The organism is Thalassospira sp., from assembly GCF_002709775.1.
Lineage (GTDB): Bacteria > Pseudomonadota > Alphaproteobacteria > Rhodospirillales > Thalassospiraceae > Thalassospira.
Map to the genome: position 1 here is coordinate 42,181 of NZ_PAQR01000061.1, position 13,752 is coordinate 55,932.

The 13,752-nt window shown below is 56.0% G+C and carries 12 protein-coding genes; 4 read left to right on the forward strand and 8 right to left on the reverse strand.

Translation table 11 applies throughout. The features are described from left to right. Positions 1-3: 3 nt before the first annotated feature. Positions 4-969, reverse strand: coding sequence for an iron-siderophore ABC transporter substrate-binding protein (locus tag CMO10_RS18505; RefSeq protein ID WP_297024811.1), 966 nt, complete (start codon positions 967-969; stop codon positions 4-6). A 41-nt stretch (positions 970-1,010) separates the two neighbouring features. Then, the gene (locus CMO10_RS18510; RefSeq protein WP_297024812.1) at positions 1,011-1,787 is read right to left on the reverse strand and encodes an ABC transporter ATP-binding protein; all 777 of its coding nucleotides are present in this window, start codon (positions 1,785-1,787) and stop codon (positions 1,011-1,013) included. Positions 1,788-2,092: 305 nt separating this feature from the next. On the opposite strand from CMO10_RS18510, the gene CMO10_RS18515 reads away from it, so the two are divergent. Then, a complete protein-coding gene (locus CMO10_RS18515) occupies positions 2,093-2,983 on the forward strand; it encodes an SMP-30/gluconolactonase/LRE family protein (protein ID WP_297024813.1) in 891 nt (296 codons plus the stop codon). A gap of 137 nt (positions 2,984-3,120) precedes the next feature. Beyond that, a complete protein-coding gene (locus tag CMO10_RS18520; protein WP_297024814.1) occupies positions 3,121-4,695 on the forward strand; it encodes a YbaY family lipoprotein in 1,575 nt (524 codons plus the stop codon). A 41-nt stretch (positions 4,696-4,736) separates the two neighbouring features. On the opposite strand, the gene CMO10_RS18525 is transcribed toward CMO10_RS18520, so the two are convergent. The 5 genes from CMO10_RS18525 to CMO10_RS18545 form a co-directional block, all read right to left on the reverse strand. Beyond that, entirely contained in the window at positions 4,737-5,744 is a 1,008-nt protein-coding gene (locus tag CMO10_RS18525; protein WP_297024815.1) for a hypothetical protein, read from the reverse strand. Between the two features lie 43 nt (positions 5,745-5,787). Next, on the reverse strand, positions 5,788-8,049 hold the full coding sequence (locus CMO10_RS18530) for a hypothetical protein (RefSeq protein ID WP_297024816.1): 2,262 nt from the start codon (positions 8,047-8,049) through the stop codon (positions 5,788-5,790). A 22-nt stretch (positions 8,050-8,071) separates the two neighbouring features. Then, positions 8,072-9,088 carry a hypothetical protein gene (locus CMO10_RS18535; protein ID WP_297024817.1) on the reverse strand — a complete coding sequence of 339 codons (1,017 nt, stop codon included), beginning with the start codon at positions 9,086-9,088 and terminating at the stop codon, positions 8,072-8,074. A 178-nt stretch (positions 9,089-9,266) separates the two neighbouring features. Next, positions 9,267-9,773 carry a GNAT family N-acetyltransferase gene (locus CMO10_RS18540; protein ID WP_297024818.1) on the reverse strand — a complete coding sequence of 169 codons (507 nt, stop codon included), beginning with the start codon at positions 9,771-9,773 and terminating at the stop codon, positions 9,267-9,269. 23 nt (positions 9,774-9,796) lie between these two features. Continuing rightward, positions 9,797-10,930, reverse strand: a complete 1,134-nt coding sequence (locus tag CMO10_RS18545; protein WP_297024819.1) for a type III PLP-dependent enzyme — start codon at positions 10,928-10,930, stop codon at positions 9,797-9,799. Between the two features lie 632 nt (positions 10,931-11,562). On the opposite strand from CMO10_RS18545, the gene CMO10_RS18550 reads away from it, so the two are divergent. Both CMO10_RS18550 and CMO10_RS18555 read left to right on the forward strand, forming a co-directional pair. Continuing rightward, positions 11,563-11,976 carry a DUF3830 family protein gene (locus CMO10_RS18550; RefSeq protein ID WP_044829557.1) on the forward strand — a complete coding sequence of 138 codons (414 nt, stop codon included), beginning with the start codon at positions 11,563-11,565 and terminating at the stop codon, positions 11,974-11,976. 92 nt (positions 11,977-12,068) lie between these two features. Continuing rightward, positions 12,069-12,662, forward strand: coding sequence for a DedA family protein (locus tag CMO10_RS18555; RefSeq protein WP_297024820.1), 594 nt, complete (start codon positions 12,069-12,071; stop codon positions 12,660-12,662). 81 nt (positions 12,663-12,743) lie between these two features. Here CMO10_RS18555 and CMO10_RS18560 read toward each other — a convergent pair. Continuing rightward, positions 12,744-13,752: U32 family peptidase (locus tag CMO10_RS18560; protein ID WP_297024821.1), on the reverse strand; the 1,009-nt coding region annotated here is incomplete at its 5' end.

Here is a 13,752-nt window from a genome sequence, read left to right on the forward strand (position 1 = left end):
CCCTTACGAACCGCTTGCGGTGGTGTCAGCGCCGGTAACTGCATCGGCGAGCAATTCGGCAAAGCGTGCAGCCGACAACACCCCGCCAAAGGTCCAGCTTGCCGGGATGGCATGAACATTGCCGTTGCGTGCAAACGGCATGGCCTTCCAGATCGCAGAGTTAAACAGGCTTTCGCGCGTGGTCGGGGCGACCGGTTCGATATAGGCAAACTGCACATCGCCCATCTTGGCAAGGTCCGACAGATCGCCATTACGAAACGCCCAGCCATTGACTTCGCCATCCCAGGCATTGGCAAAGCCCATGCGACCAAGGACAGAGCCAAATAGCGACGTCTTGCCATGAATGCGGAAATGCGATTCATCAAGAATGCGCACGACGGCGAATTTGGCATCATCGCCGACATGATCGCGAATGCGCTTGGCCGCGGCCTCAATCCGGGCATTGACCGATGCAATGACGTCTTCGGCCGTATCGGCTTTGCCCGCCAGTTTGGCGACATTGCGCAGAAGCGCCTCGGCGCGGTCAATTGCCGGTTCGTCGCTTCCGGTATTGTAGATTGAATAAACCAGTGTCGGTGCATAGCCGGACAGCTTTTCAAGGGCCATGGCGACATCGGTACTGATCAGGATAGCGTCCGGTTTCGCTTCGCGGAGCGCCTCGAAATTCGGTTCGCGACGGGTGCCAAGATCGGTGAAACTTTCGGGCAGTGCCGGTTCCACCACCCAGGCACGGTACCCTTCGGCTTCGGGGATTGCGACCGGGTCAATGCCAAGTGCGATCAGGCTTTCGGTCAGGGCCCAGTTAGAAACGGCAAAGCGGGTCGGAGTGGTTTCAAGAGTGACTTCACCCATTTCATGGGTAAAGGTTTCCTCGGCCAGGACAGGCAGGGAGGCAAGGGACGCGATGGCGGTTCCGGTGGCGATTGCAAGGCCCGCAAACGTGCGACCCATCCAAGGCGTAAACATCATGATTTCCCTGATCCCTGTTGAAATGGTGGCTGATTGGCGCGTCAGGCAACGTAGCTGACAAAGCGGTCATGATCGGCAAGATGGATGACATCGATGTCGGTCTGGAAAATGTCGCGCAGGGTTTCGCCATGCATGAAATCGCGTGGCGTTCCCTGCCAGCAGGTCTTGCCACCCCGCAGTGCCAGAATGTGATCGGCAAACCGCCCGACCATGTCGATGTCGTGCAAAACGGCTATGACGGTCAGATTGTTCTGATCCTTAAGGTTGGCGACCAGTTGCAAAATGTCGCGTTGATGGCCGACATCAAGGGCCGAGGTCGGTTCATCCAGCAGCAGCACAGGGGCATCCTGTGCCAGCAACATGGCAAGCCAGACGCGCTGGCGTTCCCCACCGGAAAGGCTTGCGACCAGACGATCCGAAAATCCGGTGACGTGGGTCAGTTCCATTGCCTGATCAATCTTGGCATGATCCTCGTCGCGATAGCGGCCAAAGGCGCCGCGCCAGGGATATCGACCAAAGGCCACCAGTTCGCGCACGCTTAAGTGCGGCGGCACAACCGGGTTTTGCGGAAGGTAGGCAACCTTGCGCGCGAAGTCGCGCGTGCCATGGTTGGCAAGGTCTTGCCCATCAAGTGCGATCGCCCCGGATGCCGGTTTGTTTTTGCGCGCCAGAAGCTTGATCAGCGTGCTTTTGCCCGATCCGTTATGGCCGACAATTGCGCTGAACGCCCCGGTCGGGAAGCTGACCGTGATGCCTTCAAGCAATGTCTTTGGCTTTTTGCCATCGCTTTTGAACGCGACGTCTGTCAGATCGAACATGGAAAGAAACTCATGCGCCGGGGATGGATCACTTGCGCTATCGCCAATCGGCGGCAGATAAGCGCGCTGTAAAGTCTGAGAATGCTTATCAATTACGTGACGCAAATGCAACCGAGTTGCGATTGCAGAATTCCAAAAAAGTGCGCCGCCCATCTAATCATCATATAAAATGACTTTTCAGGCGCGACCATTTTGGGTAGCACTATTAATCAGAGATTGTGATCGTATCTGGCCGTGTGCCACGATAATAATGATCACACAAATACAAAGCGGAAAAACAGCCGCATCGTCATCAGGGAGAAACCATGTCCAACGTCAAAACCGTATTGCCGAACCTGCGATGTACGCTGGGCGAAGGCCCGCATTGGGATGCCGAAGACGGGGTTCTGTATTGGGTCGATATTGTCGGCAAGACCGCCTATGCGCTGCGCCCCGATCAGGGGGGATCACGCAGCTGGAAGTTTGATCAGCCGGTCGCGGCCATTGTGCCGCGTGAAAAGGACGGGCTTCTGGTCGCCCTTGCCGACGGGCTGGCGTTTCTGGACCCCGAAAGTGGCGATACCACACCGTTTGTCGCCCCCGATAGCGACCATGCAGGCAACCGGTCGAACGAAAGCCGGGTCGATCCGATGGGCCGGTTCTGGCACGGCACCATGCAAAACAATATCGGTCCCAATGGCGAAGATCTGCCTGTAACCATCTCGACCGGGACACTCAACCGGGTGGGTGCGGATGGTGAAGCCGTGCGGTTTGGCAGCAATATCGGGATTTCCAATACGCTGTTATGGTCGGCGGATGGTGCGAAGATGTTCTTTGGCGATACCATCAAGGACACGCTTGATGTCTATGATTTTGACATGGAAACCGGCGTGCCATCCAATCCCAAGCCGTTCTTTGGCCCGCAGGAACGCGGCAATATGGATGGATCGGCGATGGATGCGGATGGCTATATCTGGAATGCGCGCTGGGGCGGGGGATGTCTGATCCGCTTTGCGCCGGATGGAAGTGTCGATCGGGTGATTGACCTGCCGGTGACCCAGCCGACAAGTTGTGTGTTTGGCGGTCCGGACCTTAAAACGCTTTATATTACCTCGGCCTCGGTCGGGCTGGAGGGGAATGGCAATGCGCTTGAAGGGGCGCTGCTGTCGATCCAGACCGATATTGCCGGGCAGCCATGCCACCGATTTAAGGGCTAAAGCGACCGTTGGTTGTTAATAATGCGGCACTGCACCCGATTTGCCCATTTTTGGCCTTGGTTTTCGGTATGTTTGGCGTCACCATTGTCTGGCGCAACAAATGCGCCACCAAAAAATACGAGCAAACCGGGGTTAAAATGAAACCTGCTTCCGCCGCAATCATGTGGGCAAGGGCGTTTATTGTTCTTGGCATGGTCGGGATACTTTCGGGCTGTGCGGCCCTGCAATCGCCTGGTAACAGCGTTACCGGGTCGGTCAGCTATCGCGAACGGATCGCGCTTTCGCCAGACAATACCTTCCTTGTCGTCCGCCTGCTGGATGTATCGAAGGCAGATGCGCCATCGGTTGAGGTTGCTGCACTGCGCCAACCGGTCGCCAATCCGCCGATGGTCTTCATCCTGCCCTATGATCTTGATGATATCGATCCGCGCCATAGCTACGTGCTTGAAGCCAAGATCGTAAATGGCAATGACGACCTTCTGTTTCGCAATGATCAAAGCTACCCGGTCCTGACCCGCGGTGCGCCAAGTGATGTCGATATCACGGTCATCCAGATCCCGCGCATGCAAAGCGACGGGGCGCGCAACGGCGATGGTTCGGATATCGCCGATGACATTGCCGCGATTGAGACCCGGTTGACCGATCTGCGGGTTATTCCCGGTCAGTATTCGGCATCTGATCATACGGTGACCTACAAGGCCTATGTCACGCCGGACGGCGAGCCGGTTCTGGTGGATGAGCATCGCGACCTTGGCGATTACGGAGCAAGCGACGTCAAATTCTATTACCGCAATGGCCAGCTTCTGCGCTTTGCCGAGGATGCCAAGCGCGTCAATTACGGCGGGGCGGAAAGTGACGCGCCACTGCATTACACGCTGAAACTTGATTTCGCGCAGGGGCGCTATTCATCGGGCACCAAAACGGTGAACGATATCGCAAGCCAGCCTGACGAGCATGAAATCAGCGGCGCGCTGTCGCAAAGCAAGGTGGCACTCAGCCGCATTGACGCGATGCTAAGCCAGATGAACAGCAGCCCGGATCCGATCACCGGCCCGGAACTGTTTGTGTGCGATGATCAAAGCCGCTTTGCCGTCACCTTTGATCGCGATCGGGAACGCGCAATTGTTGAATTCCCCGGGCGTGAACCGCTGGTCCTGCCGATCATGCGGACCGGGTCGGGATACGGTTATGGCAACGATATCTATGAGCTGCGTGGCAAGGGCGCTGATGCGATCTGGACGACCCCGTCGGGTGATTTCCATTGCGCGGTATCACCGCTATCGGCGGAAACCGCCCGGCTTGCACTTGCCCCCGGCGATTTCCCGGTGGTGTCGGTGGCCGACCTTAAAGCCGAGGGCGATGGTATCTGGACGCGTTATTTCGATGACATGATGCCGGCCATCACCGCCTGCCTTGCCAAGAACCCCGGTGATCTGGTCTCGGTTCTGAAAGCCTGGCCGATGAACCATGGCATGGTCGGTGTACGCACGATCAATGGCAATGGCGGGCGTTATGATTGCCTTGTGCCGTCCGATGGTCTGGGCACCGCCCATACCGAAATGGTTGAGGCCACCACCAACATCCTGCCCGGCGAAGATGTCGTGCGCTTCACCCCGGCCAGTGGTGCCTATCCCGGCGGGGAATGCTTTGCCCATGAACGCCTTGAGCAGAAGGGCGTGTTTATCGGCTGGCTGTCGGAAAAGACCTGCTAGAACGCGACCAATGATAAATGTTTCGTGCTGCCTTGCTAGGCTTACGTGCCACATTGGCCGGTGTGAATATTGATCGGGCCTTGGGTATCATGCTCGACAAAGGCGAAACGGAATGCCGGGCTTTTCGCGGTCGGGTCTGGAATGAGTGTAGGGCTGCCGATCCAATGCCCAACACTGTTCCACGGACCGGCAAGCTGATCGGGACCACCGGTAAGTTTGCCGGTTGCATCAAAGGTTGCCAAAAGCGGCATGCCGTTGCTCAGGCTGATCAAAAGGCAATAGCAATCACCAGTTGCCGCCAGATCAAAATCGGCGATTTCCGATCCGTCCAGCAATGAAACTGGAGTGCCGAGCTTGTTGTTTTTGGTGTCAAAGGTGGCGAAGGACAGGCGACCCCGAAAAGCCATGCCCGGTGTCAGGGGGCCAACCCTTTCGTCGGTTTTGTAGAACAGGCTGACGGTCTGTGGCAAACCTTGGGAAAAATCACCACAAACTCGCCCGACCGAGACGGGGGCTTCGGAGGTTCCGATAAGGCCGGAAACGCCGGGGACCTGTTTGCCGTCTTGTTCCTGCAGGCCGATGATGGCCAGGTTATACCCGCTCAAAATCGCCGAGATATAGATTTGCTTTGCGGGATTTGTACTGGTGTTGCGCAGAAAGGTCGGTGAGTTACCATCTTCGACCTCATAGCTGAATTCCGGCGTAAGCGTGCCATCGGACGCTACAGCTGCGACAAAAACGTTATTGAACCCGCCGTTGGAGCTCGTGTAGGTCACCGCACCCTTGCTGTTTGAGAAGTTGATATCCCATGTGGTCGTACTTGGCAGCATCTGGAATATTGGCGCTCTTTGCGGTGCCAGTGCCTTCTGAACATCCAGGGCAATTGACGCAAGGGTTGTGACAAAAGGGTGGCCCGCCGACTTTGCCGCCTTGTTCGGGCCGCTTGACGACATATAGAGCCCCGTCGCTGTTGCCTGTGATGCCAGGCGGACAGCACCCGTGATCTGGTTGCCTGGAAGGGTGACGGTGCTGATATTGTTCACCTTCATGATGACTTCCTTTTTATCTGAACTGTGTGCTGTCCATGTTGGTTTAGGGGATCCATACCTCTGCATCCTCGTTATACAGAGCAACTGAAAACAGATTTGGTTCGATACCATTCGGTTGTGCAGGGGCAGAAGCGACAAAACCTGCTCGCCAAGGAGCCAAAGGTCCAGTTAAGCCTGCAATTGAGTTACTAACCCACAGATTCCTATCGGGAGCACGTGCTCCGTAGGACGGATCAAAATAGTCACCGCTGCCAGTGTCGAGCACGATATAGTGAGCGCCAAAGGCAGGAGCGGGCATCGAATTGTTCTGGCCATCTAAGCCGGTTTCTTCCGCGCGTACGAGATTGCCGCCGCCATTGGCCGGTGCCGCACCACGGTCAAAAAGCTGTTGGTGGGTATAGTTATTGGCGTCAAGTTGACCCGGCTTGTTATTGTAGTTCCAGTGGCGAACAAGAAAGAAACTGCCGTACACTGTGTTCTGCAAATAAACCCTGTTCGGATTGGGCGGATCAGGAATGTCTGCCGGGAAGTTCGGATAGCCTGCTGCGCCATGATACTCCACGGTTCTGGGGAGAACTCTGATGCATCGCCCATTGCCGTTCCCGTGCAGGGCCCACATGGCGATCAGTAGTTGCGTCCAAACGCCGCAGGCAATGTTGCCGCGGGGGTTGGTAAACAAGTTACCCGTTTGTCCACCTCCAAGATTGGGAGGACCGTTCAATGACTGGGCCGGCTGGTTCCCTGTCAACGCTTGGTCCCAATATCTAAGTAGTGTCGCGGCCTCTCTTGAACTGTTTAAGCGGACAGCTTTCGGATTGGGATTGGCAGGGTGAAAGACACCAAAAATAGCGTCGCGCACCGCATTGGCGTTTGTCGTGTCCGTTCCGTCCGCTGTTTTGCATGACATGTACAAAAGGGAATCATAGGTAAAGGCTAGGCCGCTGTTGTTACCGAGAACGGTTGCATTGATGTTGCCATTCAAAGTCGTACTGTTCCTCGCGGCAACACGCGTTCGCGCGGTGACATAGACCCGGTGGCTCGTCATTTGCAGGGGAAGCCAAGGGTTTCCGGGGTCGTTGGCATCATTCCCGCCGGGGACGGCATCGCGGACATCCCAGAAAATTAACAGCGGCTCATAGCACCTTATGCGGTCTTCCAGATTGCCGAAATCCATATTTCCAAGGTTGTGATCGTGCGGTGGCGGCAGCCCGGGATCCTGGATGACGGTATTCAGAATGGTCCGGATAATCGGCGCAAGATTCCCTGCCGCATCTTTGACATAGACCGTACATCGCAGATCAATATTGGTATCCGCGTCCGGGTTCAGGGTGCTGGTGAGGGTAACCGTGTTCAAGGCGAAATTGAGATTCAAGGCTACGCCAGCAACATAACCTTGCGGTGCCGAAGGCGTTCCGGCGGTCCATGTTGGCGTATACAGCCTGTTGAAGCGGGCTGGATCTTCCTGTGTGACCTGAAAGTGACCAGTACCGGCAAAATCGAAGCTTTGATGGCTCAGTTCCAGATTGTTGTTCAGAGACACATCATTGGGTTGATCAATCACCCGGATGGTCACGGGGGCAGCATTTACAGGCTGTTCGGCCAGTGTCACCGCTTTGCGCCGAACACTTACCTCGACATCGCGCGTTTGATCGAGTGGGATTCCCCGCGTGCTGTGGTCAACCGTTGTCAGGGCAACAGGAATATTTCCCGGAACCGTGCGTGCACGCCATTCAAGATGAGAACAGGCATTCGCTGTATTCGGCTGGGCGTCTACCGTAAGATTGCATGTTCTTTCGCTGGCGGGGGGATCCATATCGGGAACAGCCCCAAGATTATAGGCATACCAACCGGCAATGGTATTTCCGCCGCGCTGTATGGCACCTTCAAAGGCATAGTGGTTGGCGACAACGTTCAGGTTGGCACCGACAAGCGGTTTGACAACAACATAGACGTGTCTTGTCAGTCCCCGTGATTGGGCTGTTACCTTCACAAAACCGCCAAAGGCACGGACATTGTCCGCGCAATTGAGGTTTATTTTGCATTCGGATGTGTAGTCGTCAACGTCATGTGTGAAATATTGATGAGCTAAGCCCATCGTGGCCGGGGTTTCGTTAAGTGTTCTGTCGACATTCACGACCGTCCAGACAATCGGTCCATTGATTTCAGCACGGATTGTGATGACATTGGCAGGCCCTGCGACTAGTGCGTAATCGGCGGTGTATATCCGTGGCGTATTGCTGCGCTGTGCATTGGCAACATCGATGTCAAGCACCGGGATGCAGGTGAAGATTGCTCTTAATGGCATGGAATAACTCCGCTATGTGGGGTTACTGCACGTTGATATCGACTTCGACGGGCAACGGTTTGTCGGCGTTTCCTGCCTCTGCAGAGCTCAGCAATCGCCGGTCATCGGGGTTCTTTGGATCGGTTTTGCCGCCGGTCCATTTCAGCCATTTATAGGCGTCCGGGCTGTCGGGCTTGATCACCGCGCGCACGATGACAGGTTCCTGGCTATCGGATTGAAACGACCAGTTTTCCCCGCCATTTGCCATCGCGCCCGATACATCAAAATGCAAAAGATCCGGCACGACGGCGATTTGGACAGACTGGCTGGTGCCGTTGGCACTGGCGGTCAGGGTGATTGGCTTGCCGACGGGTGTGATGGTTTTCAAAGAGACGCTTCGCCAGTTGGCGATGCCTGATTGATCGGGCTCACCACCGGTCCATGTCACCTGATTCCAGACATCTGCGCTGTCTGGGTCGGTGACGGCCCGGACCGAAAGCGACAGAGCCTCATTGTAGGTTTGATAGAACAGGCCGCTTGGCGCGCGTGTCGCCTCGCTGACTTCAAGAGACATGATGCGGGCCTTTGCTGTGGGCTTTTGATCATCAGAAGATGGCGAATTTGTCCCCGCACTCGTCCCTGTGCCCGCACTCGTCCCTGTGTTTGTCTCTGCGTGTATCCGGGCAAGCAAGATTTGCAAGGCGTCCTGCAGTTTCTTGATGCGGACGTTGCAGGCCTTTGCCTGTTTGGGGGGGATTGTGCGACTGGTGTTGAGCTGACCCATCTGAAACAAGGCCGTGTAGTTGTCAAACAGGCTTGCCAGAATCGGATTAAGGATTTTCTGAGCCTCGCTGCTGAGCGCGACCGTTTGATCGGTCGAGGGGGCGGATACCGATTGATAGTTCAGCAGGCTTTGCTTGAAACCACTCAGTGACGCGGCATCAAGGCGAAGTTTCTCGTCCTTGACGTAGTCCGGGCGGGCATGAAGATCGTCCGTCACAGGATCCAGTGCGGCAAGGGTTGTGCGAATGGCTTGCGAAAGCTCAGTACTTTGGGTCATGACGTCCAGAACTTCTGAAAGATTGCTGCAGGGGGTGTTGCAGTAAGGACGTCCGGGGGCATGCCGCTGTGAATAGGAAAAAGACAGACGGGCTGCGCAAAGCGTATTGGCCGCAAAAACAAAAATCCCGGCCGGGGTAACCCGGGCCGGGATTTTTTTGTCTTTTAGCGTCGAGGTCCTAGTGGATCATGGCCCCGGTTGCGGTAAGCATACCGGTTGAACCACTCAGCACATCGTCATTGCCAAGTTGGATCGCCTGGAACCGGTGACGATCAAAATGGCCGGGCATCAAAAGCCCGCTTGCAGGCGCAGCATGGAAGCCAAAGCGCGCATAGTAATCCGGATCCCCCACCAGAAGAACCGAACGGTGACCGGCTGCCTGTGCCGCATTAAGGGCGGCATAAACCAGACCGGCACCCACGCCGGACCCGCTATAGATCTTGTCGACGGCAAGCGGGCCGAGCAGCAACGCATCACCTGCATTGCCTGCATTGACATTCCACAACCGGACGGTGCCGATCATCTGTTTGCCGTCGTGGGCGACAAACGCCAGACCGTCCGCCGGAAGGCGGTTGCGGCGCAGGATTTCAGACGATTTCTGAAACCGCGCCTGACCCATTACGCGATCAAGCAGCTTTTCGCGTTCGATGTGCGAATAAGCGCCTTCGCGATCAATCGTGATCATTGGCCTATCTTTCCCAAATGGGGTCAGATGACATAGGCGGCAAGCGGCGAGAAGCCGTTGAACGCCACGGATGCATAAGTGGTGGTATAGGCACCGGTTGCTTCGATCAGAACCTCGTCACCGATGGTCAAAGAGACCGGCAGGTCATACGGGGTCTTTTCATAGAGCACGTCGGCAGAGTCACAGGTCGGACCGGCCAGAACACACGGTGCAACATCGCCGCCGTCATGGATGGTGGTGATCGGGTAACGGATCGCTTCGTCCATGGTTTCGGCAAGGCCACCGAATTTACCGATATCAAGGTAAACCCAGCGCACCGGATCGTCGGCATGTTTGCGCGAAATCAGAACGACTTCGGCTTTGATCACGCCGGCATCACCAACCATGCCACGGCCCGGTTCGATAATGGTTTCGGGCATGTGGTTGCCAAAGTGGTTGTGAAGCGCATCAACAATCGCCGCACCATATGCTTCGGTCGCCGGAATGTCGCGCAGGTAACGGGTCGGGAAACCCCCGCCCATATTGACCATGCGAAGAACAATGCCTTTGTCCGCAAGGGTACGGAAGATCGAGGATGCCTCGGCAAGGGCGGTGTCCCATGCGTCAAGGTTGCACTGCTGCGACCCAACGTGGAAGGACACGCCATAGGCATCCAGGCCCATGTGATGAGCATGCTCAAGAACTTCGAGTGCCATGGAAGGCGCGCAACCGAATTTGCGCGACAGCGGCCATTCGGCACCTTTGCCGTCGGTCAGGATGCGGCAGAAAACCTGCGCACCCGGTGCGACACGGGCAATTTTTTCAACTTCTTCGACGCAATCAACCGCATAAAGACGCACACCGAGTTCAAAAGCGCGCGCAATGTCGCGTTCCTTTTTGATGGTGTTGCCAAAGGAGATGCGGTCCGGGGTTGCACCAGCAGCCATCGCCATTTCGATTTCCGGGACGGATGCGGTGTCAAAGTTGCTGCCAAGGTCGGCAAGCAGGCTCAGAACTTCCGGTGCCGGGTTTGCTTTGACGGCATAGAAGATGCGCGAGCTCGGAAGCGCACGGGTGAAGGTTTCGTAGTTGCGCTGAACAACATCAAGATCAACGACAAGGCACGGGCCTTCCGGACGGTTCTGTGCGAGAAAATCAATAATACGCTGAGTTGCCATTGGGGCGTTCTCCCATTCCACGATATGGCAGCGTGCATGTACCTGATGCGTGCGCGCGGTGGAGGCGCGATAACGCGGACTACTTGCCTGCTGTTTAGCTCCGGGGCCAACCGGAACTGCGAAGTTAAGTCTGCCTCGCTATGGAATGGGGAGTTCCCGTTCCGCACGTGGGCAATGATGGTGTGCCTCTTTAGTGTCGGTGGATTTGGACGCCACCTGAGACCAAAAAAGCCCTACACCGTCGTTGCTTTAAGTAAGTCCTACGGGTTCCAGTAAGCAGGACCACCACAGGCACGTGCGACTTTGGGCAAGGCCGGATTTACGCCCGTTCCAATCTGCACGCAAGTGAAATTTTCGCGCGTTTTGTCCTGAAACAATCGCAGGATCGTCGAAGAAGTAATGCCGCAACGCAAAAAATGGCTCAAATGGCCGCGTTCAGGATTTGCAATAAGTTCAGTTGGCAGGTTTTGGTATGGGGCATTGCAATTTGCGCATAAGTTGACGGCAATTTTGAAGGCGATTGACGGTTCCGGACGGGCGGTGTAGCCCTTGGGGCATGCATTTATTCCGGTGCAAATTCGCCGCGTCGTAAGGCGCGCCGCAACCTTGCGCCGCCCAGTCAGGAAATTCTTATGTCGAATATCAAAATCACCGCTGGCCCGTTCACCTTTGACGGGGTGCTCGAAATCGAAAAGGCACCGCATACCTGCAAGGCGTTCCTTGATCGCATGCCGTTTGAAAGCAAGGCGGTTCATGTCCGCTGGAGCGGCGAGGGTGTGTGGATGCCGCTGGGCGATTATCAGTTTGGTGTCGGTTACGAAAACCACACCAGCTTTCCGGCCCCGGGCCAGATCATCCTTTATCCGGGTGGTATCAGCGAAACCGAAATCCTGCTGGCCTATGGCGGGGTGCATTTTGCCTCCAAGGTCGGCCAGCTTGCCGGCAACCATTTCATCACCATCACCAGTAATCTCGAAGATGTCGAGAAGCTCGGCAAAATGACCCTGTGGGAAGGCGCACAGCCGATCAAGTTCGAGCTGGCGTAAATAGGTAGCCACTGTGATCGGGCACACTTTCAAGCGTGCCCGGTTTGGCCTAGAAGGCGAACCACCATCCAATAGTGCAGGCGGGTTTTGCCGTGTTTGAGACCATCAATCTGTGGATTCAGGATCATCAGGATCTGGTCTATATCCTGATCTTTACCTATTGCGTCAGTAAATCGAGCATCCTGCCGGTCTTTGCCGGGATGCTGGTTGCTGCCGAAAGCCTGATGATCGTCCCGGCTGTGACATCCATGATTGCCGGCGGGCTTGTCGGAGATGTGTTGCGCTTTGGGCTGGCGCGCCGCTATGGCGATGCGATTGTCCGCAAGCTTCCGACGTCACTGGGCGAATGGATGGGCAAGACCCTGCGTCTGTTTGAGCATTATGGTGTCGCCTATATCCTGCTGTGCCGTTATCCGCACGGGGTTCGTTCGTTCGGGGTGTTCCCTGTCGGCATGAGTTCGATGTCGTTCATCCGCTTCCTGCCACTCAGCATCGCATCGGTGCTGCTGTGGGTCGGGCTTTATTACGGGCTTGGTCATAGCCTGGGGGCAGGGATGTCCGAACTGGTGGAGCAGAACCTTGCGATGCTGAGTCCGGCCTTGCTGATTGTGTTTCTTGTGCTGGGCTGGTTTGCGCTGCGCCGGATTGACCGGCTTGAGGAACAGGCTGAGAAGGCGATCAAGTAACCCGGGATTTGAATCCAATAAAAAAAACGGCAGCATCGAAATCGAATGCTGCCGTTTTTGGTTTTGTAACGCGTGGGTTGCTTATTCAGCGGCAATCGTCTTGCCGTCTTTTTCAAGCATCTCGCCCTGTTTGCGTTTGGCGAGGATTTCGCGCGCCTTGGCGTAGCTTTCATCGTGCCAGAAGATCAGGCAGCCATTGCAGCCCCGGCCACAGCAGCCCTTGGTGCCAACGCGCGGGGTGCGGAAGGATCGTTCCTTTTGGCGGTCATCAAGGGCGGTCTGAAGGGCATCACGCTTGGCGTCATAGCGTTCTTCGTTGCCCTTGCCCATTTCGATCTTGTGGCCTTCCTGATCAAGTTTCAGGCGCTGCCACTCATCTTCCGAAAGCGCCTTTTCCTTACGCACGATCGTCATCGGGACGATTTCACGCTTAAGGAATTCCGGGTCTTCCTGTTCAAACAGCGAGAACGGCAGGCGGATCAGGGGATGGGTGTTGGCGTGCACGGCTTCACCGACCTTGCCGGTTTTGGCATCGATGAATTCATACATGCGGATGAAAATGGTCTGGCGCGAACGCGGCGGCACGATTTCGATCACATCGCCCGGCAGCATGCGGTTTTTCACCGTCATGATGAAGGCATTGTCTTCGACCTCGACAATCTGACCGGCAAATTCCCAGTCCGAGACATTGGTATTGCTGTCATAGCCATGCGCGTAATTGGTCAGGCGCCCGTCATGGAAGGCCAGCGTGTAGCCCCGGTTCGGAATGGTCGAGAGTTCCTTCATATATTCTTCGGCAGACCAGTTTTCCGGATCCTTGTACCAGTCATCAATCGCCATGCGGTACGCGCGGGCGACGAGGCCGGCGTAATAGGGGCTTTTGCCACGGCCTTCGACCTTGAGGCTGTCGACACCGATTTTCAGGTAATCCTCAAGCTTCGGCATGATGCACAGATCGCGGGAGTTCAGGATGTAAGATCCGCGCTCGTCCTCCTGAATTTCCATCAGCTCGCCCGGACGCATGTCTTCTTCAAGGAAGAAGTCAAACATCTCCAAGTTTTCCTCGGTCAGTTTGAGTTCCTTGACCGTG

Bases quoted from the DNA above. Each gene is read 5' to 3' on its own strand.
- CMO10_RS18515 (WP_297024813.1), top strand. From the start codon at position 2,093: ATGTCCAACGTCAAAACCGTATTGCCGAACCTGCGATGTACGCTGGGC.
- CMO10_RS18535 (WP_297024817.1), bottom strand. From the start codon at position 9,088: ATGACCCAAAGTACTGAGCTTTCGCAAGCCATTCGCACAACCCTTGCC.
- CMO10_RS18510 (WP_297024812.1), bottom strand. From the start codon at position 1,787: ATGTTCGATCTGACAGACGTCGCGTTCAAAAGCGATGGCAAAAAGCCA.
- CMO10_RS18505 (WP_297024811.1), bottom strand. From the start codon at position 969: ATGATGTTTACGCCTTGGATGGGTCGCACGTTTGCGGGCCTTGCAATC.
- CMO10_RS18550 (WP_044829557.1), top strand. From the start codon at position 11,563: ATGTCGAATATCAAAATCACCGCTGGCCCGTTCACCTTTGACGGGGTG.
- CMO10_RS18520 (WP_297024814.1), top strand. From the start codon at position 3,121: ATGAAACCTGCTTCCGCCGCAATCATGTGGGCAAGGGCGTTTATTGTT.
- CMO10_RS18530 (WP_297024816.1), bottom strand. From the start codon at position 8,049: ATGCCATTAAGAGCAATCTTCACCTGCATCCCGGTGCTTGACATCGAT.
- CMO10_RS18540 (WP_297024818.1), bottom strand. From the start codon at position 9,773: ATGATCACGATTGATCGCGAAGGCGCTTATTCGCACATCGAACGCGAA.
- CMO10_RS18525 (WP_297024815.1), bottom strand. From the start codon at position 5,744: ATGAAGGTGAACAATATCAGCACCGTCACCCTTCCAGGCAACCAGATC.
- CMO10_RS18545 (WP_297024819.1), bottom strand. From the start codon at position 10,930: ATGGCAACTCAGCGTATTATTGATTTTCTCGCACAGAACCGTCCGGAA.